This is a genomic window from Flavobacterium microcysteis (genome assembly GCF_006385255.1).
In the GTDB taxonomy this organism is placed as follows: Bacteria; Bacteroidota; Bacteroidia; order Flavobacteriales; family Flavobacteriaceae; genus Flavobacterium; species Flavobacterium microcysteis.
Window position 1 is genome coordinate 88,741 of sequence record NZ_VFJE01000049.1, and the last position, 23,928, is coordinate 112,668.

General features: G+C 38.1%; 16 protein-coding genes. 11 read left to right on the forward strand and 5 right to left on the reverse strand.

Annotated features, from left to right (window positions below; genetic code table 11):
- Positions 1-97: 97 nt before the first annotated feature.
- Positions 98-916, reverse strand: coding sequence for a dihydropteroate synthase (gene folP / locus FJA49_RS02115; protein ID WP_139998360.1), 819 nt, complete (start codon positions 914-916; stop codon positions 98-100).
- A 127-nt stretch (positions 917-1,043) separates the two neighbouring features.
- Here folP and FJA49_RS02120 point away from each other — a divergent pair, with 127 nt between their 5' ends.
- From FJA49_RS02120 to FJA49_RS02150, 6 genes are all read left to right on the forward strand, one after another.
- The gene (locus tag FJA49_RS02120; RefSeq protein WP_139998362.1) at positions 1,044-1,586 is read left to right on the forward strand and encodes a DUF1599 domain-containing protein; all 543 of its coding nucleotides are present in this window, start codon (positions 1,044-1,046) and stop codon (positions 1,584-1,586) included.
- Positions 1,587-1,643: 57 nt separating this feature from the next.
- Positions 1,644-2,738, forward strand: a complete 1,095-nt coding sequence (locus FJA49_RS02125; RefSeq protein WP_139998364.1) for a MauE/DoxX family redox-associated membrane protein — start codon at positions 1,644-1,646, stop codon at positions 2,736-2,738.
- 6 nt (positions 2,739-2,744) lie between these two features.
- Positions 2,745-3,821: an ABC transporter permease gene (locus FJA49_RS02130; protein ID WP_139998366.1), complete on the forward strand. Its 1,077-nt coding sequence runs from the start codon at positions 2,745-2,747 to the stop codon at positions 3,819-3,821.
- A gap of 201 nt (positions 3,822-4,022) precedes the next feature.
- The gene (locus FJA49_RS02135) at positions 4,023-4,520 is read left to right on the forward strand and encodes a TlpA family protein disulfide reductase (protein WP_139998368.1); all 498 of its coding nucleotides are present in this window, start codon (positions 4,023-4,025) and stop codon (positions 4,518-4,520) included.
- Complete coding sequence (gene tpiA / locus FJA49_RS02140) at positions 4,520-5,272, forward strand: triose-phosphate isomerase (protein ID WP_139998370.1); 753 nt, start codon at positions 4,520-4,522, stop codon at positions 5,270-5,272. Before FJA49_RS02135 ends, tpiA begins: the two co-directional genes overlap by 1 nt.
- 196 nt (positions 5,273-5,468) lie before the next feature.
- Positions 5,469-9,416: a choice-of-anchor I family protein gene (locus FJA49_RS02150; RefSeq protein ID WP_233590052.1), complete on the forward strand. Its 3,948-nt coding sequence runs from the start codon at positions 5,469-5,471 to the stop codon at positions 9,414-9,416.
- A 191-nt stretch (positions 9,417-9,607) separates the two neighbouring features.
- On the opposite strand, the gene FJA49_RS02155 is transcribed toward FJA49_RS02150, so the two are convergent.
- The 3 genes from FJA49_RS02155 to FJA49_RS02165 all read right to left on the reverse strand — a co-directional run bounded on the left by FJA49_RS02155 (position 9,608) and on the right by FJA49_RS02165 (position 14,392).
- Complete coding sequence (locus FJA49_RS02155) at positions 9,608-11,956, reverse strand: hypothetical protein (protein ID WP_233590053.1); 2,349 nt, start codon at positions 11,954-11,956, stop codon at positions 9,608-9,610.
- On the reverse strand, positions 11,910-13,034 hold the full coding sequence (locus tag FJA49_RS02160) for a hypothetical protein (RefSeq protein WP_139998372.1): 1,125 nt from the start codon (positions 13,032-13,034) through the stop codon (positions 11,910-11,912). Before FJA49_RS02160 ends, FJA49_RS02155 begins: the two co-directional genes overlap by 47 nt.
- Positions 13,035-13,174: 140 nt before the next feature.
- Positions 13,175-14,392 carry a porin gene (locus FJA49_RS02165; protein WP_139998374.1) on the reverse strand — a complete coding sequence of 406 codons (1,218 nt, stop codon included), beginning with the start codon at positions 14,390-14,392 and terminating at the stop codon, positions 13,175-13,177.
- A 178-nt stretch (positions 14,393-14,570) separates the two neighbouring features.
- Here FJA49_RS02165 and prmA point away from each other — a divergent pair, with 178 nt between their 5' ends.
- Positions 14,571-15,404 carry a 50S ribosomal protein L11 methyltransferase gene (gene prmA, locus FJA49_RS02170; RefSeq protein ID WP_139998376.1) on the forward strand — a complete coding sequence of 278 codons (834 nt, stop codon included), beginning with the start codon at positions 14,571-14,573 and terminating at the stop codon, positions 15,402-15,404.
- Positions 15,405-15,418: 14 nt separating this feature from the next.
- Positions 15,419-15,694, forward strand: a complete 276-nt coding sequence (locus tag FJA49_RS02175) for an ATP-dependent Clp protease adaptor ClpS (protein WP_056065742.1) — start codon at positions 15,419-15,421, stop codon at positions 15,692-15,694.
- 45 nt (positions 15,695-15,739) lie between these two features.
- Here the strand turns inward: FJA49_RS02175 and FJA49_RS02180 are convergent, their stop codons facing one another.
- Entirely contained in the window at positions 15,740-16,171 is a 432-nt protein-coding gene (locus FJA49_RS02180; RefSeq protein WP_139998378.1) for a lipocalin family protein, read from the reverse strand.
- Between the two features lie 137 nt (positions 16,172-16,308).
- Here FJA49_RS02180 and FJA49_RS02185 point away from each other — a divergent pair, with 137 nt between their 5' ends.
- The 3 genes from FJA49_RS02185 (at position 16,309) to FJA49_RS02195 (ending at position 23,917) form a co-directional block, all read left to right on the forward strand.
- Positions 16,309-19,110 (forward strand): triple tyrosine motif-containing protein, encoded by a 2,802-nt coding sequence (locus FJA49_RS02185; RefSeq protein WP_317131695.1) that lies wholly within the window; start codon positions 16,309-16,311, stop codon positions 19,108-19,110.
- A 253-nt stretch (positions 19,111-19,363) separates the two neighbouring features.
- The gene (locus tag FJA49_RS02190; RefSeq protein ID WP_139998380.1) at positions 19,364-22,429 is read left to right on the forward strand and encodes a SusC/RagA family TonB-linked outer membrane protein; all 3,066 of its coding nucleotides are present in this window, start codon (positions 19,364-19,366) and stop codon (positions 22,427-22,429) included.
- A 12-nt stretch (positions 22,430-22,441) separates the two neighbouring features.
- Positions 22,442-23,917: a RagB/SusD family nutrient uptake outer membrane protein gene (locus tag FJA49_RS02195; protein WP_139998382.1), complete on the forward strand. Its 1,476-nt coding sequence runs from the start codon at positions 22,442-22,444 to the stop codon at positions 23,915-23,917.
- Positions 23,918-23,928 lie beyond the last annotated feature (11 nt).

Below are 23,928 nucleotides of genomic sequence, written 5' to 3' on the forward strand. Positions count from 1 at the left end.
TAGAGCAGGTTAGTTTTATAAATAAATTTGTTTATAACGAAAGCCCTAACTAACAATTATCCACTATCAACTAAAAACTACTATAGCCTATCCCTTATCAACTATAAACTGCATTACAGAGTTTGATTGCTTCAACGGCTTCTTTCACATCGTGGACTCTTAGAATCTTTGCGCCTTTGAGTAGGGAAATTGTGTTGAGGACCGTGGTTCCGTTTAGAGATTCTTGGGGTGTTGTTCCCAGTGTTTTGTAAATCATGGATTTTCTGGAAATGCCTGATAGGATTGGCAGTTCGAGCATTTGGAATAGTTCGAGCTTGTTCATTACTTCAAAATTCTGTTCAGTTGTTTTTGCAAAGCCAAAACCGGGGTCAATAATGATATCGTTAATGCCGAGACTTCGGGCGCAGTTTACTTTTTCTGAAAAATAGTAGAGCATGTCTTTAATGATGTCGTCGTATTGCGTCAGGCTTTGCATGGTTTTTGGATTGCCACGCATGTGCATCATGATGTAAGGCACGTTGTATTTGGCAACGGTTTCCATCATTTTATTGTCTAAACCGCCAGCTGCAATGTCATTGATGATTGCCGCTCCATGTTCGATTGCTGCTTTGGCGACTTCGCTTCGGAACGTATCGACAGAGATAATGATTTCAGGAAAAACTTTTATCAATAGGTCGATTACAGGAATAATCCTGCCTATTTCTTCTGCTTCGGAAACAAATTCGGCATTGGGTTTTGATGAATAGGCTCCAATATCGATAAAGGTTGCGCCTTCATCAAGCATCTGTTTTACTTTATCGATGATGGCTTGTTCGCTGTCGTTTCTTCCGCCATCATAAAAAGAATCGGGAGTAATATTCAATATTCCCATTACTTTGGGAGTTGTGAGGTCGATAAGCGTTCCTTTGCAGTTCATTTGCCTGGTTCTCGTCTTTATAATTTTTGTAGGATTGGAAAATTGTCCATTGCAAGGCTTTTTGCTTTTCGCCTTAAGCCTTTTTTCACTATTTTTGGACAAATTTCATACAAAGATACACCAAATAATGAATACTACTTCTCAAGAATTTGACCGCGTAATAGGCATTTGCCGTACTTTATATACTAATAAAATGCAGGATTATGGTAGTGCATGGCGCATCTTGCGACTGCCTTCATTAACTGACCAGATTTTTATCAAGGCACAGCGAATCCGAAGCCTTCAGGAAAACGAAGTCCGTAAGGTAGATGAAGATGAAACGGGAGAATTTATCGGGATTATCAACTATTCTATTATGGCACTCATCCAGCTTGATTTGGGCGTAGTTGACCAACCGGATTTGGATACCGCAAAAGCTACGCAACTTTATGATGAAAAGGTGGCATTGACTAAAGCGCTTATGGAAGCCAAAAACCATGATTATGGTGAAGCCTGGCGTGATATGAGAGTGAGTTCCCTTACTGATTTGATTTTGCAGAAATTACTGCGTGTAAAACAAATTGAAGACAACAAAGGAAAGACAATTGTTTCCGAAGGTATTGATGCCAACTATCAGGATATGATTAACTATTCTGTTTTTGCCTTGATTCTGATGGGTTTTGCCAAATAACAACTCATTAACAAATTAGATATATCATTAGCTTTATTTTTGAGAAAACTTAAACTCATGGAAAACTTAAAAAAATACCTGCCTTGGGCCATCCGAATTCTGATTTCTTTCTTATTTCTAATTTCGGCCGTCGCTAAATTATACCCGTCACCTTATTTTGCTATTTCTACATTTGAAGTGAAACAGCTGTATCCGATGGGATTCTCAGAAGATTTTTCAGTTTTCTTTTCTAGAATATTAATCGGAATTGAGTTGGCATTGGGGCTTTTATTGCTTCAACCCCATTATTTAAAGAAATGGGTTATTCCGGCTACTATATTGATGCTTGCCGTGTTTACAACGCACCTGACTATTGATACCATTCAAAATGGTGGAAATACCGGAAACTGTGGCTGTTTTGGTAGCCTGCTTCCTATGACACCTATTGAAGCTATTATCAAAAATGTTATTGCAATTGTGCTCTTGGTATATTTACTTTATTTATTACCAAAAGGAGCTACTGATAAAAAGAATTTCTGGGTACTTACAACCGTTACCCTTGCATCTATATTAGCTATTTTTATGATGGCTCCTATACAGCCAAAAGTTGTAGAAGACAATGCTGATGATGCTTCTATCCTACCTATAGAAACATTAGATACATTCCCGACAAAATCTGCTGATTCTTTGGCAACTCCAGCTGCTGAAGCTAAAACGACTGAAACTCCAGTTGTTGAAGCTGAAACCAAAGCAGCAGACGAACCTGCTCCCCAAAAATCAGGTTATGCACAATATTTCAGTAAAGCTGATCAAGGCAAGAAAATCATCTGCCTTTTTGTTCCAGGCTGCGACCATTGCCGTGACGTAGCAAAAGAACTTGCTGAAATGAGGGCAAAAAACAAAAATTTTCCTGAAGTATCTGTATTGTTCATGAATGAAGAACCTGAAAAGATTCCTGAATTCTTCAAATTTGCCGGAGCGGAATATCCATATAAAGTTTTGGAAGTGATTCCTTTCTGGAAACTTCTAGGTACCAGCAAGGATACTCCAGGCGTGATTTATCTTTGGAATGGAAACAAAATCAAGGAATGGGACGGTATCAACGAAAAGAAATTCGTAGGCTCTGAACTGCAAAATGTCTTGAAAAAGAACTATTCTGAGCTCAAAAAATAAGCTTCATTGATCAAATACTTAGCACATAAAATAGGATATGCACTGCTAACACTTTTCGGAGTTGTTACAGTCATATTCTTTTTGTTTAATGTATTGCCTGGTGATCCGGCGCGAATGATGTTAGACCAAAATGAAAATTCGGAACAATTGGCAATTGTCAAGAAAAAATATGGTTTTGACAAGCCCATTTCTACACAATATTTATACTACCTGAACGATCTTTCGCCTGTTTCTTTTCATAGTAAAAATCAGGACGATTATACTTTTCTTACGGAAGGAAAATACAATGCGCTGCCTTTGTTTTCTATCGGAAATAATGAAGTCGTATTGAAAGCACCTTACTTGCGTGAAAGTTTCCAGAAAAGCGGAAAGAAAGTATCGGATGTTATTGGGAATACCTTACCAAATACCTTTCTGTTGGCTTTATTTGCCATTGTTATTGCTATTGTTATCGGAATCCTGCTTGGAATTGTTTCTGCTCTTTATAAAGATACCTGGATTGACCGAGTTATTGCTTTGCTGAGCACGCTTGGAATGAGTATTCCGTCCTTTTTCAGCGCTATTTTATTTGCATGGTTTTTTGGATTCCTATTACACGAATACACCGGACTAAACATGACTGGGAGTTTGTATGAGGTAGATGATTTTGGCGAAGGACACTACATCCAATGGAAAAATATTTTGCTTCCTGCTATTGTTCTTGGAATTCGTCCGTTGGGCGTTGTGATACAGCTAATGCGTAATTCGCTATTGGAAACATTTGGACAGGATTATATCCGAACCGCCCGTGCCAAAGGATTGTCAGAATTCCAGATTATTAGAAAACATGCTGTCAAAAACTCCCTGAATCCTGTAGTAACCGCTATTTCCGGCTGGTTTGCTTCTATGCTAGCAGGAGCTGTTTTTGTAGAATTTATATTTGGCTGGAACGGCTTAGGAAAAGAAATCGTAGAGGCTTTGAACAATTTAGACCTTCCCGTGATTATGGGATCAGTATTGGTGATTGCTACAACTTTTGTGGTGATCAATATATTGGTAGATATGGTATATGCTTATTTGGATCCGAAGATTCGATTGCAATAAACTTTATTTGGAGAACTTTCTCCCCAACCCTGCCAGGGTTTGGAACCCTGGCAGAGTAACGGTTTGAAACCCTGTCGGGGTTAAGGATGGTGAAGAAATCAACGAAAACCTTTGCGTAAAAAACCCTACAAACAGCCAATATTTAATAAATCTTTCTGAAAACTTAATAGTATATTTGCTTATCACATTAAGAAAAAAACAATGAAAAAAATATTCTTATCACTTCTTGTTGTTTTGGGAACTATTTCCTGTTCTAAAGCACAAAAAAGCGAATTTTCTCCTGAAGCCTTGACGGAAAAATTACAGACCTTAGACGGAAAAGAAATCTCTTTCAAGGAAATACTAAACAAACACAAAGGAAAAAACCTTGTAATTGATATTTGGGCTTCCTGGTGTGGCGACTGTGTGAAGGCAATGCCGAAAGTCAAAGAAATGCAGGAGAAAAGTCCAACGACAGACTATGTGTTTATTTCGATGGACAAAACTGCTGACAAATGGAAAGCCGGAATCGAAAAGCATGAGCTTAAAGGCGAACATTACCTTGCTCCTGACGGCATGAAAGGTAAATTTGGAAAAGCGATTGACCTGGATTGGATTCCGAGATATATTGTCATTGATAAAAAAGGAAAAATTGCCATCTATAGAGCTATTGAAACCGATTTTGATAAAATAAACGCTACTTTAAAAAAACTAAAATAATGAGACAAAAGATTGTTGCAGGTAACTGGAAAATGCACAAAAACGCCGAAGAAACAGAAGATTTACTAAACGACCTGATTGATAAACTTCCAAACGATGTAGAAGCCCATATTATTGTAGCTCCTACTTTCGTTAATCTGGCTTCTGCTGTTGACCATCTTGAGTTTACTAATATTGGCGTTGCTGCACAAAATATGCACCAGGCTGAAAGTGGTGCCTTTACAGGCGAAATTTCTGCCGATATGCTTAAAAGTATTGGTGTAGGTATTGTTATTTTAGGACATTCCGAAAGAAGAGCTTACTTCCATGAAACTGATGCGCTTCTTGCTGAAAAAGTAAATACTGCGCTAAAACACGATATGCAAGTTATTTTCTGTTTTGGAGAAGAATTAAAAGACAGACAGTCTGAAAATCATTTTACTATAGTAGAAAACCAATTAAGAGACGGATTATTCCACCTGGAAGCCAAAGATTGGGAAAGCATTGTTCTTGCTTACGAACCAGTTTGGGCTATTGGTACAGGCGAAACTGCTACACCGGAACAAGCACAGGAAATGCACAAATTTATCAGAGAAACGATTACTGCTAAATATAGCGCTACACTTGCTGAAGAAGTTTCAATCCTTTACGGAGGTAGTGTAAAACCAGACAACGCAAAGGAAATTTTCTCTAAGCCTGATGTGGATGGCGGACTGATTGGCGGTGCCGCTTTAAAGGCATCCGATTTTGCTGCTATTGTCGCTTCTATATAAGCATCAAGCATAGTTATCATAATAATTAGCCCGGATACGAATCCGGGCTTTTTTATTAAGGCAATATTAAGCCAGCATTACGCCTTAACATTTATAAAACATCTGGTAAGCTTCTCTTAAACATTCTTTTATGAGACAGTAATAGCTGATTAACACCGCATAGTGACTTTTGTCGGAATTAATCAACTACATACTTATGTCACACAACTACACCTCAAAAATCGGAAAAGCACTCCAGATGCTTCTTCTCCTTTTTACAGCCCAATTTACGTATGGGCAAACCCTTCTCCATTATTGGAATTTTAACAACAATGCTTCCGAAGCAGCCATCACAACTCCAACACAAACATTTGTTACTGGTGCTTCGTTAACTGCTATCGCAGGAGGAATCAGCGTTATTGACTTTGCCGGAGGAACCGGACAAGCATTTGATGTGCAAAACCTGAATGCCAGAAACAGTGATGCTCCTGGTACACATTTACGTTTTAACGACCCGATAGGTGGTGCTTTGCAATTTGCATTGCCTACAACCGGATATGAAAACATCATCGTAAAATTTGCTACACGCCGTTCAGGTTCCGGAGCCGGAAACCAAAGATGGTCGTATACTGTTGACGGAACTACTTTTGTTCCATTTGCAACTATCGCTCCTAACAACGGAAATCCTATGTTAGAAACATTAGATTTCAGCGCTATTGCAGCAGCAGATAACAATGCTAACTTTAAACTAAAAGTAGAATTCGAAGTTGGAGCTGGCGGAACTGTTGGCAACAACCGTTTTGACAACTTTACTGCTGAAGGTAGTAGTGTTGGCGGTGGCGATACTGTAGCTCCTACCGTAACTTATGTTCCTGCTAATTCAAGCACTAACATTGCAGTAGCTGCTAATATTACGATAAGCTTCAATGAAGCCATCCGATTAGTTAACGATGCAGCAATCGACAATACGAATGTTGATGCTTTGGTTGAATTACGTCTGAATAATGCATCTGGAACTTTGGTTCCGTTTGACGCTACTATTTCAGGAAACACGATTACTATCAACCCTACTTCAAACCTGGCTAATAACCAGACCTATTATGTTGCCTTGCTTCCAAATACAGTAGAAGATCTTAGCGGTAATGCAGTAACAGCTGTTACTTCAAGTTCTTTCACTACAATTGCGGTACAAACTCAATTCCAAGCCGGAGATTTGGCCTTTGTAGGTTATAGAATGAATGCTTCCGGAACAGAAGACGAAGTAGCTTTCGTTACTTTCGTAGATATCCTTCCGGGTACTTTCCTGACTTTTACCGATTCAAAATATACCTCTAACACACAGCCACAATGTCCAAACGGAATTGTATGGACTGTAGGTGCTAACGAATGTATTCCTGCTGGTTCAGTAGTGAAAATACAAACCTCAGCTTTAGTTGCCAGCAAAGGAACTGTTACAGGTTCTGGTTTTGGATTAAGCTCTGGTGGTGATCAGGTTATTGTGTATTCTGGAACAGCTGCTGCTCCAAATTATATCACAGCCTTAAGTTCAAACGGTTGGGTTGCTACAAATACTTCTTGCAGCGGAAGCTTATCGATGCTACCAGCCGGATTGGTTGACGGAACAAACGCATTGAACACTTCAACTGCTCCAGGAAACGATGCCGGAAATGCAGTAAACGCTTATTATAACGGTGTACAAACCGGAACTACAGCTGCTTTAAAAACAGCAATTCTTAATCCTGCCAATTGGCTTGCTATTGCCGGAGGTACACCAGCTCAAACTTGGCCGGTTTGGAACTTTCCGAGTTCATTGCAAGTACAGGATGCTGTTGTAATCAACAACACTACACTTCAGATCACATTTAATGCTAACCTGAATACCGCATCGGCTTCAAACGTTGCTAATTATACCGGAGTTGCTAACCTTAGCTCGATTAACGTAGTAAACAACATTGCTACTTTAACTTTCTCAGCTCCTTTTGCTTCTGCTACAAATTATGCTTTAGTGATCAGCAATATCCAGGATGCTTCTGGTACTACCATGGCTTGTCCTTACACTTACAACTTCAGCTTTAATGCTACATTATCATTGGCTTCTAATTTTATTACAGTTAATGAAGATGCTGGAGTTTTGAATTTTGTTGTCAATCTTGCTGCAGCTGCAACTGGCTCAGTAGACTTAGTTGTAAAATCGGCTCCATTCAGCACAGCTGATTCTAATGATTTTACGTTCACTACAAGAACATTAAACTTTACTTCTGCCAGCTCTTTGGCACAGACCATTCAGATTCCAATTATTGACGATACAACTCCTGAACAACAGGCAGAATATTTCGTATTAAGCCTTGAAAACCCTGTTGGATATACTATTACTGGAAATCCAATGGCTACTATCTACATCAAGGATAACGACAGAACTGCAAAAGTTCCAAATAATGATATCCAATTGAACTATATCGGAAGTTTTGATCCATCAGGAAGCAATAACAGTACTTGTGAAATTGTAGTACACGATCCTGTTTCTCAACGATTGTTCACTACAAGTGCTGTTGCAGGTTATCTTGACATTATTGATTTCGCAGATCCAACTGCTTTGACGATAGTGACCTCTATCAACATGAATCCTTATGGAGGCGTGACAAGCGTTGCTGTTAAAAATGGAATTGTTGCTGTAGCATCGCCAAATACAAACGAAGCTCTCGACGGTTCTGTAGTGTTTTTCAATACAAATGGTGTTTTCCAAAAACAAGTTACGGTTGGTGCACTTCCTGACATGATTACTTTCACACCAGACGGTACAAAAGTATTGACAGCTAACGAAGGGCAGCCTAATGCAGATTACACTGTTGACCCAGAAGGTTCTGTTAGCGTAATTGACATTTCAGGCGGTATTGCTTCACTTTCACAATCTAACGTAACTACGATGCTGTTTACGCAATTCAACAGCCAGGAATCAGCTCTTATCGCTAGCGGTGTTAGAAAATTAAAAGCATCAAGCACATTGTCAAGAGATCTTGAACCAGAATATATTACTATCAGTGCTGATTCTCAAAAAGCATGGGTTGCTTTGCAGGAAAACAACGCTATAGCTGAAATCAACCTGACAAACAATACGTACACTTCTATTTGGGCATTAGGCACAAAAGACATGAGCGTAGTTGGAAACGGAGCTGATATTTCTGATAACAACGGACAAATCCTGATTGCCAACTGGCCAATAAAATCATTCTACCAGCCTGATGGAATCGCTACCTACTCTGCTGGAGGTTCTAATTATATCGTAACAGCAAATGAAGGTGACGAAAAAGAATACACCGGATTCGTTGAGCGTATCACTGTCGGAGCTTCAGGTTACGGATTGGATGCTGTAAACTATCCACAAGCTGCTATGCTAAAAGAAAGCTATAATGCAGGTCGATTCAGAGTGTCTGCCTTTTCAGGTAATTCTGATGCTGATGCTGATTTTGAACAAATCTATGCTTTGGGTGGACGTTCTTTCTCCATCTTTAATACGGACACTAAACAACTAGTTTTTGATAGCGGTGACGATTTCGAAATGTATACTGCTTTTACACCATCTATCAGCGCATTATTTAATGCTGACCACGAAGATAACGTAGCTAAAGGAAGAAGCCGTGCCAAAGGTCCGGAACCGGAAGGTGTTACTCTTGCTGAAATTGCAGGAAAAACGTTTGCTTTTATTGGCCTGGAAAGAATCGGAGGCGTTATGGTATATGACGTAACCAATCCAAATGATGTGAAATTTGTAGATTACAAAAACAACCGTAGCGTTTCTGCTTATGCGGGCGACCATGGTCCGGAAGGTATTACATACATCAAAGCCGAAAACAGCCCTACCAACAAAGGTTATATCATAGTAGCTAATGAAATCAGCGGTACGTTGACTTTGTTTGAAATAAACGCTGAAAACCTTTCTGTCCCAGGATTCGAAAACGAGCCTAAAACATTCGTTTTGTTCCCGAACCCAGCAGTTGACGGAATCGTATACTTTAACAGAATAGCCGATATCGAAGTTTTCGACTATACAGGAAAATCAATTCATAAGGCGAAACAAGCCTTGACAATAGATACTTCATCATTCGCATCAGGTATTTATCTGGTAAAAACTTCAGAAGGAATTACAAAGAAACTTGTTGTGAAGTAGTAATCCTTCCTTTACCTTCCTCTTTCAAAAGCCGGTTTCGTCCTGAAACCGGCTTTTTATTTGCTATCTCACATAAGATTCTATGATAAAAAAAGCCCGATCGGATATGAACGGGCTTTTATGCTTTGCGACTCTGCGCCTCTGCGTGAAAATAGCTCGCAAAGGCGCTAAAACGCTAAGTTTTTAATTATTTACTTTATATAACTCTCCATAAGCGGGCAGCTATAACGCTTAAATATCTTCGTATCGCTATACTCTGAATAAAAATCGTAAAGCTCCTTCCCTGCCTTGTAGGTTTCTTTTGAATCGTAATCTTGATTAAAAGAAAAAGCATTCTCGTTACAGATATGAATCATCAGCAAAGCCATTGCTTTTTGTTCTTTGTTGGATTTTGCATTTTCAAGTACTTTTTTATAAAAGTCTTTCGCCATTGTGCAACTATAATAATTACCGTTTTGGAAAAGCTTACGACGCTCCGTAGTATCGGTCATAAAATAATAATCTGAATTTGCATCTGTATCATGATAATTATTATTTGCATAGCTCGACATCATCCATGAATTCCCAAAGTAACTGACATTATAATAGGCATGTCCCAATTTTAACAAGCTCTCAGGCGTATTGGATTGTTTGAGACGAATAAGCTCCTGTATAAACTTTGTTTTATTGAACTCATAATTAAAATTTTTCTTGTCTTTATACGCCAAAGCTTTCGGAACAAAAGGATTTTCATTCAGATAATTAGCATACTGATAAGCGTTCTTCCAGAAATTCTGATCCATGCTTTCAAATGTTTTTTCAGCAAGTTCAAGGTTATTGTTCCTAAAAGCAATAGTTCCTTTCACATCTCTGTAAAAATCAATTGGAGCCGTACCGCTGCATAAATAAGTTTCAAAAACAGTCTTATTCTTTTTCCCAAGAAGTACTATCACTTCTTCCATATCTTTTTCAGAAGCATATCGGTCAAAATAACCTATAGGATCATAATTCAATTCTGGATAATTACTAAAATAATCCGACTCATCATAGCCATAAGTAAAGGTCTTATATCGCTGTGACTTGGCAAATAAGAATCCAGCCGTAGCAATATCTTTCTTTTTTTCATATTCATAACCTATAAGTCTGGTGAGCGAATAAAGGCCTTTAAAAAGTGAATGGTCTTTTTCAGCCAAATCAGAAAGTCCGTTTATGGAATTGAGTATGATTGTTTTTGTCTTTTCAGAATTGATATCGCCCAACTTTACTTCAACCAATGCCAGCTGTATGTTCTTTTGAGCCACAATTGAAGGATTTGCGTTAGGAGAAATTAACGAAGCATATTGCTTGCCCAACTGTATTTCATCATCCATAAAACAAAGCTGCGCAATGGCACTGCTCATATAATCTCGCTGTTCTCCTGATAAGTTTGGAAAAACACTAATCAGATAATCCCTGAATTCTCTAAGATATTTGATGTCTTTTTCATAGTTCTGCTGCCTGGCGACTTCATAATCTTTATACCATTGCTCTTCAGAAAGTTTTACAGATGGGCCATTCCTGGTAAACTTTGGTGTAAAAATCCAGTCTTCAAGCTTATTGATTTCCCTTCCTACCAAAAAACTGAAATACTCGCTCTGCGGAATATATCCATATACTTTTTTAATGTCTTCAAAAGCAGGTGCCGGATTTCTTAAAGCACGCATTGCTATAATGTTTCCCTTTTCGGTATCGTTCTTAGCTAGAGAAAGTGCCTGATCTGTCTGTTCCCTACTAAATCTTTGCATCGTTACAAACGATTTATCATCACAGGAAGCCAAAACCTGACTCAGATAATAGTTCGCTTCTGCTGTATTTTCTGTACTGATTGCCTTAAAGAAAAGTGCCCAAGGCTGCAGTATGGTCTTATTTGTTGAATTTGCAAAATAGGTGTCATACAGACGAACCATTTCTTTTGGTGAAACAGTATAAGAACGCATCAAAAGATAAGCATAACGTTGTTTTAAAAATTCGGTTTTAGCCGATTCTAATTTTTTCTGAAACTCTGGAAATCCTTTTTCTTCTGTATCATAATTTCGGTCCAGATTACCCCAGCTTTCCCATTTTCCAACTCCGGAATAGTAATACTCTGTATGTTTGGCATCGGAGAAATAATCTAGAAGCTCCTTATTTTTAGGCAAAGTCAGGTTTTCTATAAATGTATTTCCTTTGAAGGTTTCTTTTAAGGTATTGCTTTTATAGGCCGTCTGGAATTTTTCAGAATCGGTTTCATATTGCAACTTATACACATCTTCCCATTTCACATTGCCTCCCAGTTCCTTCTGCCATTCTTTGCAGTTTTCTATTTGGTCACGCTTAGAACTTACATAAGTCTGGAAATAATTATCTGAAGAATAATAAAAACTCCTCAATCGTTCCGAGCCAGCTCGTTCTGAACGAAACAGGGCAAGCCGGATTGTTTCGGCTGTTTCATACCAGCCGCAAGCCAAAGAAGAAACCGTGAAAAGCAAAAAGAGGCTAACGCTCAAATTGCGCATAATACGAGTTGATTTTATCGGTGCCATAATTTTGTATGAATTTAGTATCCCAAGAAAAGAATGTGATTTTTGCGTTGTCCTCCAGCTTGATTTTCTTTTTTATATGCCGGATCATCTTTTCCATTTCATCGTCTGAAATTTGCTCAATCCGGATTTCGTCTCCATTCCTAAAATAGCTTTCGCCTATAACCATATCACTTTTAAAGACATATTTATTATCTGCCGTTTTCTTGAAATTCAGGGTGTCTTTCTTGAAATCGGCAATACTATTATCAGAAATAATTCCTTTAAATTGGTCGCCTCTAAATACTACCGACCAACTAAATATTGGTAATGCAATATCCAACGGAAGCTTGTAGTCGCTATGTGTTATGTATTCTTGTATTTCACGGCTTGTACCTATGGAGTTTTCTGTTTTCCGTTCACTCGGACTGCTGAGGTTATAACACATCAGCAAACCTTTATCTACCGGCGGAATTCCTGCCTTTTCAAAATATTTATACTGCCATAAACGAATCGTGGCACTTAACTTATAGTCGGGCTGTTTTAATTTTTCCAAAAGGTAAAAATAATTGTCTTTTGATTTGACCGTCCAGTCACAGTCAATAAGAACTTCTTTAGGCATCTTGGTACCTTTCTTTTTTTCGTCCTCCATGATATGATCGATAAGCTTAGATTCATAAGGCCTATTAACCTTGGCAGCATAATCATAGGCATGTTTTCTGCTCTCTTCCTCCTGAATTTTATCAAGAACCAGACGCATTCTTTTCTGGATGTTTTTTGCCAGCGTATCCAGTTGCTCTTTGCTTGAATTCAAAAGCACATTATTCGTGATAAAAATACTTGGAGTAATTTCAGTAGTTGCATACGATTGGTAAGAGACCTGTAAGGTTGCCACCGGACGCGGTTCTTTGTCATAAGGATTCCAGTCTACATCAAAAAAACGGACATAAAAGTGCTTTACTCCCATTTGGCTTTGCAGTGTTGAATCTTCATCATTAGTGTACCATTCCGTTTTCCAAAAACAGAAAGAATGTGTTATCTTTTTCTTCTCGCAAGAAAAAAAAGCTACACACAAAAACAAAATCAGTCCAAGCTTTTTCATAACAGAAATTTAATCAAATCTGTAACGAAAATAGTATTAAATAAATTATGTTTTACGAGGCTTAAAAATTTATTTTTTTGGAACAAAAAAGCCGACTTCAGAATAGAGAGCCAGCTTATTAAATTATATATTTTTGGTAATTAAATTCCTATTTCAACCTGGAATCTCAAATACCAATTCTGTTTAGTACTTCCGTCAAAATAATTCAAGTCGTCTAATGTCAACTCACCTTGAAGTTTAAAAGCGTGTTCCCAGATGTATTTTGTAAGTCCAATGCTGTATTGTTTGGTGTTTGGTGCATATTGCCTGATATCATCATTTACTTTTTGTGTAGAGAATCTTCCAATAATTTCATAATTGGTAGGAAAAAGATAACTCAACTGATAATCCATTCCGCTCCCGGTAAATACATACTTTATATCTTGTGCATCTTCGGGATTAACTGTAACCGGATTATTCGCTGTTCTTGACATATAGCTTGACATGGCCGCCCAACCATTGTATTTTACAATTGCATCCAACATAACCGATTTCATGGTTCTCTGCTCAAACAAATCATCACCCAACTGTCCTTGTGTTCTTCTGGCATGGTTGTTTTGTTGGAAAGCTGCCGAAAGCATCAATTTTGGCTTTTTCTCACGGGCAATATCTCCTTCAAAATAAACTCCGTCTTTTGTAAAAGCACCAAATGGCAAGATTTCAACTTTTCCGGTAAGCGCTACTCCATTATCGTTACTTTTTGTCCAGTTTCTTCCTTCTCCGGTACTCACGGCTGTCTTGACGTTATAGGAGAACTTTTCAGCATAATCATTTAAGTAATGTGCCTGGAAACCAAAATCTCTATCAATCGTAAACTTTGCATTGTTGATAGATCGGTCTGTCAGCTGCAAACCACCCGAAGAATTAACTCTTTGTCTGTTACCCGGAAGTTTGGTTTGTCCAAAGTTAAAACTCCAGCTTTTATTAGGTCTGTAGTAAACTACCGCATCACGAATAATATTGATATTTTCTCCTTCTTCTATTTCCCCAACATCACCCGGAGCAAAAGAAAGCTGCAATGCGTATAGAAATTTCGGATTACCTACATAACCATCAAAACGCAATCTCAATCGTCTCACCTGTCCGTCATAAGCCGCTTCTTCGCCCTCATTTTGGATATAAGTTACCCTATTCTGCATCCTGAAACGGATATTCAACTGGAAAAGGCTATCTGGAGATGTCAGTCCCAAACCGCGTCCAAAATTATAATAAGGCAAGGTTGGAAGTTTCAGGTCATTGTCTTTTGTACTAACCTTAATGTCTTGTGCTTGTGCGGCCAATCCCAGAAACAACAGAAATAGCGGTAATATTTTTTTCATTTTAAATTTTGATTAGTGTAATTTTCGACAAAAGTTAATTCACATTTTGGAAACACTCAGGAAACAAATGTTATTTTTCTTTGTATAAAAATAAGCATACGTTATCATAGCGCAAACTTAATATTAATTTTAACTGCCGAATGTTATGATAATATTACCTTTGCAAAAAATTAATGTTATGGCAAATACCTATCTGGGATATCACTTCAAAGTAGAACCAAAAGAACTGGGTTCGGAAATTCTTGTAGCCGAATTGGGCGAAAAACCATTTGAAAGTTTCGTTGAAACTGAATTTGGAGTTACAGCTTATATCCAGAAAGCACTTTGGACTGAAGATGTACTTGAAGATATTTTCATATTGACCTCACCTGAATTTACCGTGAGCTATACGATAGAAGAAATTGAGCAGGTAAACTGGAATGAAGAATGGGAAAAGAATTTCGAAGCAATTGATGTTGACGGAATCTGCCATGTACGTGCTCCTTTTCATGAAAAGACGGATGCTAAATATGATATTGTTATCGAGCCTAAGATGTCTTTTGGTACCGGACACCATGAAACGACACACATGATGATACAACACCTGCTTGAAACGGATGTAGTAGGAAAGAAAACGCTTGACATGGGTTGCGGAACAGCGATTTTAGCCATATTGGCCGAAATGAAAGGCGCTCAACCTATTGATGCCATAGATATTGACAACTGGTGTTACTTAAACTCCATTGAAAATGCAGAACGTAACGACTGTCATCATATTTCGGTTTACGAAGGTGATGCGGCTTTACTTGCCGGACGCAATTATGATGTAATTATCGCCAATATCAACCGAAATATACTATTGGAAGATATGCAGCAATATGTAGATTGCCTGAATCCTGGAGGTACACTTTTCTTGAGTGGTTTCTATGAAGAAGACATTCCCGTGATTGATGCTTCATGCACTGAGAAAGGACTAACCTATGTTAAAAAACATCAAAAAAACAACTGGGTAGCCCTGAAATACGTAAATTAGACAAAATTTTGAATATGAGTACTAAAGAAAAAATTTTAGAAGAAGTACTGGTTGAAGAACTGACTTCCTTAAACAATGAAATTATTCTTTATAATGACGATGTGAATACCTTTGACCATGTAATCGATACCTTGATACGGGTCTGCAATCATACTTCCGAGCAAGCTGAACAATGTTCTATCATTGTGCATTATAAAGGAAAATGTACTGTAAAAACCGGTTCGTTAGACGAATTGAAACCCCAGTGTACCCAGCTGTTAGAAGCCGGGCTAAGTGCTGAGATAGTTTAAATTAAAAAGGCTCCTAATGTAGGAGCCTTTTTTATTAATCCGGAATCAGTTTTTCGTAAAAACCTTGACGACTTTTACGGGAACGCCGCTCACATCTACCGTATTTTCATACCGCAATTCTGAGCCGTTTAATTTTGTAACCTGATACGTATCTGTCCCAATCGTTAACGTATTTCCGTTTTTCGCCCAGGTAGACTGGCTGGCATCTTCAACACAAGCATTATTCTGGTCTTTGTTCATCAAAACATTTCGGAAAATGCCTCCTTCATTAAACTCGACATGGTCTTTCTCACAGCCGTTTTCGTGACCTACATAACTTTGGTCAACCGGAGTGCCATTTCCTGTTGTAACTATCGTTTTGTTGTAATTCCATTTTCCAGCAATGCTTCTCTCAAAACTGTCATTATCTGAATTGCAGGATGTGAATAGCAAACCTATTCCGGCAGCCGTGCAAATCAAAATCTTATTCTTTCTCATAGGTTGTGTTTTGAAAATATAACTAAAAAACTGGCTAAAAATTGTGATATAACGGCAATACATCAAAATTACGCTTGCAAAGTTTTCATTTCAAATCGTATATTCGTAATGCTTAAAGAACCTAATCCCTATACATTTTGTCGAAAAAACTACTCATATTAGTCCTATTTAGCTATTTATCAAGTTTTTCCCAAGAGCTTCCTCCTATCCTAAAATATGCCTCCAATATGTATGGTGCCGGAAATCAAAACTGGATGATAACCCAGGACGATAACCAATTTATCTACTTTGCCAACAATGAAGGACTTTTAGAGTTCAATGGAGCCAATTGGACGCTTTATCCATCGCCAAACGAAACCATTATCCGGTCAGCCAAATCCATCAACAATAGGATTTATACAGGATGTTATATGGAGTTTGGTTATTGGGAAAGGCAAAAAAACGGCTTATTAAAATATACTTCACTCAGCAAGCCAATTATAAACAAAATGTTGGATGATGAACAAATCTGGAATATCATCGATTATGACCAATGGGTTATCTTTCAATCGCTCAACCAAATATTTTTATACGATACCAAAACATCTAAATTTAAGATTATTTCTCCAAAAGGAGCTATTTCAAGAGCCTTTAAAGTTAATGATGCTATCTATTATCAAACCTATACCGAAGGGCTTTTTGAAATTGAAAACGGGCAAGGCAAGCTAATTTCCAATGATCCTATCCTATTAAAAAATAAGATTGTCAACATTTTTTCCAGAAATGGCGGACTGCTCTTACAGACGCAATTCAACGGGTTCTACACCTATTCCAATGCTAAATTTGACAAATGGCATACAGAAGCTGACGCTGATTTTTCCGCCAGCAGCATTTACAGCAGCCAGATACTTTCTGACGGAAGCTTTGCTTTAGGCAGTGTTTCAAACGGTATATTCATCATTTCAAAAGAAGGAAAGATGCTGTATCATATTACCCAAAACAAAGGATTGAGTAATAATACGGCACTTTCGATTTTTGAAGATCATGATCGGAACATCTGGATTGGGCTTGATAACGGAATCAACTGTATCAATATTAACTCTCCGGTACGTTCTTTTGCTGACGATACCGGAATACTGGGAACCGTCTATACTTCCATCCTCCATGATGGAAAACTATATGTAGGAACAAATCAGGGATTGTTTTATAAAAATTATGGCTCGGCAGAAGATTTTAAATTCATCGACGGTACTAAAGGACAAGTCTGGGCACTCTATTCCTATAAAGGCACTTTATTTTGCGGCCATGATTCTGGTACATTTATCATCAATGGAAATAAGGCAACCTCTATTTTTATTACTTCCGGAACCTGGAAATTTGAAAACGTACCGGGCCGAGAAGATTTACTAATCCAAGGCAATTATTACGGAGTCTCTGTCATAGAAAACAAAAACGGGCAATGGTCGTTTAGAAATAAAATAGATGGATTTGACTACTCCTCTAAATATTTCGAGATCACAAAAAACCTGGAAATATATGTCAGTCATGAATACAAGGGCGTTTTCCGTTTTCAAGTGGATCGTGACCTGCGCAAAACAAATGAAGTCATAACCTACTCCTATCCAACCAAAGGAAAAAATGCCGGTCTGACAGAATTTAACGGAAGTCTTTATTATTCTTATAAAAGTGGCATCTTCAGACTGGATCCAAAGACCAAAAAATTTGAGAAAGACACCATTCTGAGCCGTGTTTTTGAAAAAGACGGTTACACATCGGGCAAATTGATGGTCGATAATTCCAACAGGCTTTGGTTCTTTACCAAAAACTACATCAATTATTTTTCATATGGAAAATTGAGCACCCAACTCAAGCACAATATTATCCCTATTCCGTCTTCACTTAGCAATTCGATGCTCGGTTATGAGAATATTACCCAAATATCCGATTCTGTTTACTTAATCGGAACAACAGACGGCTATTATACCATTAATATAGACGATCTCAAATTCAACAAATACAAGGTTTTTATGTCGGGTATTCTGGTCAATAAGTCCAACGAAAGTCCAAGGCATGCCTTAATGGATGAACATTCCGATTTTAAATTTGCAAACAATAATATCACTTTCTCCTATACTGTTCCCGAATTCAATAAATATATTAATGCCGAATACCAGTTTCTTCTTGAAAACTATCAGGAAGAATGGAGCGAATGGAGCAATAAGCCAACTATAAATTTTAAAAACCTTCCGCCGGGCGATTATACGTTTAAGGTACGTGCCAAAATAGGCAGCGAATTGTCTGAAAATACCATCTCTTACACCTTTACTATCTTAAAACCTTGGTATAGGACTACATTAGCGGTTATTATCTACATCATCATTTTCATAGTGATGGCCTACTTCATCAACCGTGCCTATAAAAATTACTATCACGAGCAAAAAGAAAAGCTAATCGAAGAAAACAACCGACTGCTCGAAATTAAAGAATTGGAAAGCCAACAGCAACTGATGAAAATCAAAAACCAGCAGCTCGAACAGGACTTTGAAAGCAAAAACCGTGAACTGGCAGCTTCAACGATGAGCCTCATCAAAAAGAACGAATTGTTAAGCCTGATTAAAGATGACCTGAAAAGAAATTCCGAAGAAGGCAACAAGAATATCAAATCGGTTATTACAACCATCAATAAAAACATCAGCGAAGAAGATACCTGGAATATTTTCAAGGATGCATTTAACAATGCCGATAAAGATTTTCTGAAAAAGGTAAAAAACTTGCATCCTTCGTTAACGCCAAACGACCTGCGACTTTGTGCTTACCTCCGATTGAATCTTTCTTCAAAAGAAATAGCTCCATTACTTAACATTTCTGTACGAAGTGTTGAGATAAAAAGATATCGTTTGCGTAAAAAAATGGATTTATCCCATGAAGATGGGCTTGTAGAGTATATACTTTCAATATAACAAACCACAACAAACACAAAATTTACCTATACATTACCACAACAACAACGTTGTAATTGGTTTTTTCGGCTTAGGATTAAGCATGTTAGCAAAAGTTTAAAAATCTCTTAAATTACTGTTAATACTCGCTTTCTTTTGCTGATAATGCAATTTTTAAAATATTTTTTTGAATTGTATATTTTTTGTTGTGGTTCTATTTATCATATTCTCATACAAGACTTCCTAATTTTAGATATCACAAAAAACAAATTATATGAAGTCAAACTTTTTCCTCATTGCTTTCATCTTACTTTCATCTTTCTGTTATTCGCAGGAATATGAAATAAGTGGTAAGGTAACTGAAGCTCAAACAGGACTCCCACTACCTGGAGCAACTGTCGTCGTAAAAAACGGGACACTACAAACAATAGCGGATTTAGATGGAAACTTTCAAATATCCGGCGTTCCATCGGGTGCTACTTTAGTATTTAGCTACGTTGGCTTCTCCAAAAGTGAATTCAAAGTAACTAAAAACGAAACAATCACAGTAACACTAAAACCGGATGCAGAATCGCTAGAGGAAGTCGTAGTGATTGGTTACGGAACCCAATCAAAAAGAGAAGTAACCGGATCTGTTGGAATCGTAAGCAGCAAAAATCTTGAAGATTTACGCCCAATAAAGCTCGAACAGGCTCTACAAGGAACTGTTTCCGGAGTCAATGTAACCACACAATCCGGAAGACCGGGTGGTAATCTTGATGTACGAATCAGAGGTATTGGTACCAATGGTGAAAACAGGCCTACTTTTATAGTAGATGGTAACGTTATTCAAGATATCGGATTGCTGAATCCAAACGATATCGAAAGCCTTACGGTACTAAAAGATGCACAAGCAGCCATTTATGGAACTATTGGTGCGAACGGTGTTATCTTAATCACTACCAAATCAGGAAAGAAAAACTCAAAAACAAGAATTTCCTATAACACTTATATGGGTTCTCAGGAAACCAGCAGAAAACTTCCGTTATTAAATGCTACGGAATATGGTTTGCTATTGAACGAAAGTTATGCCAATGCAGGCAGCCCATTACCGTTTCCGAATGTTTCAGCATTAGGAAAAGGAACGGATTGGCAGAACGAGGTTTTTGATACCGGAGTGCCAATCATTAGCCATGACCTATCAGCAAGTGGCGGAACAGATAAGGTTACTTACAACATCAGCGGATCACATTTGGACCAGGGTGGTATTGTAGGCGGCTATAAGTCTAATTTCCTGCGAAACACGGCACGTTTGGCTCTAAATGCTGACTTGACTGACAAATTAAGAGCAAAGGCTAACGTGATGTATTTGTATACGAGCTCCCGAACTTTCAGTGAAAATGCTTTGGGATCAGTTTTATTTAATGCACTCAACACGCCTTCCATCTATAAACCTTACGATCAAAACGGGAACCCTACATTATTGCCTAGTGGTGATGTAAATGTTCCGGGTAGTAATATCGGTTTTGAAATCATCAATCCGATAGCACAAATTGACAACACTTTTAATTCCTATAATCTTAAAAGAATAAACGGTTCCTTTGCCCTAGAATATGATGTAATTAAAGATTTAACAGTAACTGGCCGTATTGGTTTTGAAACTTCAAACAGCGAAGGAAAAACTTTCAATAAGATGGTTAATTACGGTCCTGGAAAAGTCTTTAATAACCCACGAAGCAGCGTAGATCAAAGTGCTATCAACGATAACAGATATACTTTTGACTTGTATGCAGCTTATAAAAAGACAGTGGCAGAAAATCATAACTTTGGTTTAACCTTAGGTACTACCGTATATAAAGAATATGGAAACGGTCTGAATGCAACAGGATTCGACGTACCGAACAACTCATGGGAATTTGCCGATATTTCACTAACAACAGGTTATGTTGACAGAAAAGCAGCCGGTTCCTACACTTATGACGAAAGAAGGCTATCTTATTTTGGAAGATTCCAATACGACTTTAAAGGCAAATATTTATTATCGGCAATGCTTCGCAGGGATATGTCTACCAGATTCGGGCCTTCTAATCGTGTAGCCTACTTCCCTTCTGTAACAGCAGGCTGGGTAATTTCTGACGAAAGCTTTTTCAAAGAATCCAAATTCATCAATTTCATGAAATTAAGAGGAAGCTATGGTAGTCTTGGAAATGACCAAATTACGACAAACGCTTATATCTCATCACTGGGTGGTGAAGGAACATACATCTTTAACGGACAACTTGTCAATGGAAATGCTATAGGGCTATTGGCTAACCCTGCCGTTAAATGGGAAGACGCTAAAAAATTTGACGTAGGTTTGGATTTTCGCCTACTCAACAACAAAGTTGAAATTGCTACAGATTATTTTATCGATACCCGAAAAGATCTACTACTTGGTGCTGTTCCAGTTTCTGCAATTACTGGAATTGGAGGGCCGGGAGGACTGTTACCTGTAATAAATGCAGGAGATGTCCGTAACTCAGGTTTTGAATTTGCAATAAATTATAAAGAGCAAATATCTGATAATTTTTCTGTCAATGTCAACTATAATATTACCACGCTAAAAAACGAAGTAACCGGAGTAAGAAACGGTACAGGATTTATAGATGGAGGCCTATTTGGGACTAGCACGACTACTTCCAGAATGGAAGTTGGACATGAAATGGGATACTTCTTTGGCTATAAAACTAACGGAATTTTCCAAAACCAGGCCGAAGTTGATGCGCATCCATCACAATTGGCTTTGGGAGCAGAAGCAAAACCGGGCGATTTGCGTTTTGTAGATGTTAATGGTGATAACGTAATCGATGCTAAGGATAGAACAGACCTGGGAAGTCCTATACCAGATGTGACCATGGGACTAAACATTAACCTGAACTACAAAGGATTTGATTTCACTGCCTATGCTTTTGCATCCATCGGAAACGATATGGTGAGAGCTTATGAAAGAACACAAAACGATGTCAACAGAATGAACTATACATTAGGCAGATGGACAGGTGAAGGTTCTACCAATAGCGTTCCTAGAGTTACTACGGCAGCTACAGCCAACAATGTATTCTCAGATTATTTTGTTGAAGACGCTTCTTATTTGAGAATTCAAAACGTACAATTAGGTTATACGATAAATTCTGCATTCACAGAAAAAGCAGGAATCTCAAGATTAAGAATTTATACTGGCGTAAACAATCTTTACACTTTTACAAAATACATGGGTTACGATCCGGGAGCTTCTAACGGAAATCCTATTGGTGGTGGCGTTGACAGAGGATTTTATCCAATCCCAAGAACGTATCTGTTTGGCGTAAATGTTAATTTTTAATTGATGACAAAAATGAAAAAGAATATAATCACAGCCTTTATGGCGCTAACGCTCCTCTCAACCGTTTCCTGCGGCGACGATTTTATAGATAGGGAAATTCCTTATTCCATTGGAGCAGACAATTACTTCAATAACGAACAAGAATACTATAATGCTTTGGTTGCAACTTACGATATATTGCAATCTACTTATGTCAATGTATTATTAGGCGAAATTGCTTCTGACAATACCTTATCAGGTGGAGAAAGTGCGAATGATGTTATCGGATTCCAACAGGTAGACGAAATGATCCACACGCCCATCAATGCGAACGTAAAAAATGTATGGGATTGGATGTTTGCCGGGGTCAACAGAGCCAGCTATATCATGGAATTCAAAGACAAAACTGATTTTGCAAACAAACCTCAAATTATTGCAGAAGCACGTTTCCTTAGAGCCTACTTCCAATTTGAATTGGTAAAATGGTTTGGAGGTATTCCTTTGAAACATGATGCAAGATTTAAACTGGGTGATGAAAAAACTATTCCAAGATCGTCTAAGGCAGAAGTATATGCTTCCATCGAAAACGACCTGATTTTGGCTATTGCCGATTTAAACCCAACAGCTCCACAAGTAGGGCGTGTTACAAAAGGCGCAGCGCAAGCTTTGTTAGGAAAAGTATACCTATACCAAGATAAATTTGATTTGGCGGCGCAAACGCTGGAAAATTTAATTACGGTAACCGGAGGTTATTCCTTAATCACAAACTACGACACTATTTTTGAAGAAGCACAGGAAAACGGTGCCGAATCAGTTTTTGAAGTGCAGTATACTGATGTTGAAGGTGCAGGGTTCGAGTGTCTTCAATGTAGTGAAGGAAACGTAGCTGTTGGATTCAACGGGCCAAGAAACTATTCCGGACCTAGATTTTCATCGGGATACAGCTTTAATGTACCTACACAGGCAACTGTTGATATTTACGAAGCAGGCGACCTAAGAAAAGATGTTGCCATTTTAGACATCGCTGCCTGGGCTGCTGCAACAGGTGCCACTTATGGTGTAGGTTACAAGCATACAGGATATTTCAACAAAAAATACATCCCAAGAACCCGAAGTAGCGGTGCTGCAGGGGATTTGAACCTGACCAACCCGAACAATTACAGAGCTATTCGTTATGCCGATGTGTTATTGATGGCAGCCGAAGCTTTTAACAGAGGCGGAATTGATGATACAAAAGCAAGATTCTACCTTAATCAGGTAAGAAGACGCGCTTTTGGAGATACCAATCATGACATCAACGGAACCGGAACAACGCTTACTTCTTTAATCTGGCAAGAAAGAAGAAGAGAACTTATGGGAGAAGGACACCGCTTTTTTGACTTGGTAAGAACCGGAAGAGCAGCTATCGAAATCGACGGTTTTACCGCTGATAGAAACGAACTGTTCCCTATTCCTCTCGAAGAAATTCAATTTTCAGCCGGAAACTGGCAGCAAAATCCTGGATATTAAAATTTAAGATA

Coding starts and splice junctions, on each gene's coding strand:
- tpiA (WP_139998370.1), top strand. CDS start 4,520: ATGAGACAAAAGATTGTTGCAGGTAACTGGAAAATGCACAAAAACGCC.
- FJA49_RS02150 (WP_233590052.1), top strand. CDS start 5,469: ATGTCACACAACTACACCTCAAAAATCGGAAAAGCACTCCAGATGCTT.
- FJA49_RS02155 (WP_233590053.1), bottom strand. CDS start 11,956: ATGGCACCGATAAAATCAACTCGTATTATGCGCAATTTGAGCGTTAGC.
- FJA49_RS02195 (WP_139998382.1), top strand. CDS start 22,442: ATGAAAAAGAATATAATCACAGCCTTTATGGCGCTAACGCTCCTCTCA.
- folP (WP_139998360.1), bottom strand. CDS start 916: ATGAACTGCAAAGGAACGCTTATCGACCTCACAACTCCCAAAGTAATG.
- FJA49_RS02120 (WP_139998362.1), top strand. CDS start 1,044: ATGAATACTACTTCTCAAGAATTTGACCGCGTAATAGGCATTTGCCGT.
- FJA49_RS02180 (WP_139998378.1), bottom strand. CDS start 16,171: ATGAGAAAGAATAAGATTTTGATTTGCACGGCTGCCGGAATAGGTTTG.
- FJA49_RS02165 (WP_139998374.1), bottom strand. CDS start 14,392: ATGAAAAAAATATTACCGCTATTTCTGTTGTTTCTGGGATTGGCCGCA.
- FJA49_RS02125 (WP_139998364.1), top strand. CDS start 1,644: ATGGAAAACTTAAAAAAATACCTGCCTTGGGCCATCCGAATTCTGATT.
- FJA49_RS02135 (WP_139998368.1), top strand. CDS start 4,023: ATGAAAAAAATATTCTTATCACTTCTTGTTGTTTTGGGAACTATTTCC.
- prmA (WP_139998376.1), top strand. CDS start 14,571: ATGGCAAATACCTATCTGGGATATCACTTCAAAGTAGAACCAAAAGAA.
- FJA49_RS02175 (WP_056065742.1), top strand. CDS start 15,419: ATGAGTACTAAAGAAAAAATTTTAGAAGAAGTACTGGTTGAAGAACTG.
- FJA49_RS02160 (WP_139998372.1), bottom strand. CDS start 13,034: ATGAAAAAGCTTGGACTGATTTTGTTTTTGTGTGTAGCTTTTTTTTCT.
- FJA49_RS02190 (WP_139998380.1), top strand. CDS start 19,364: ATGAAGTCAAACTTTTTCCTCATTGCTTTCATCTTACTTTCATCTTTC.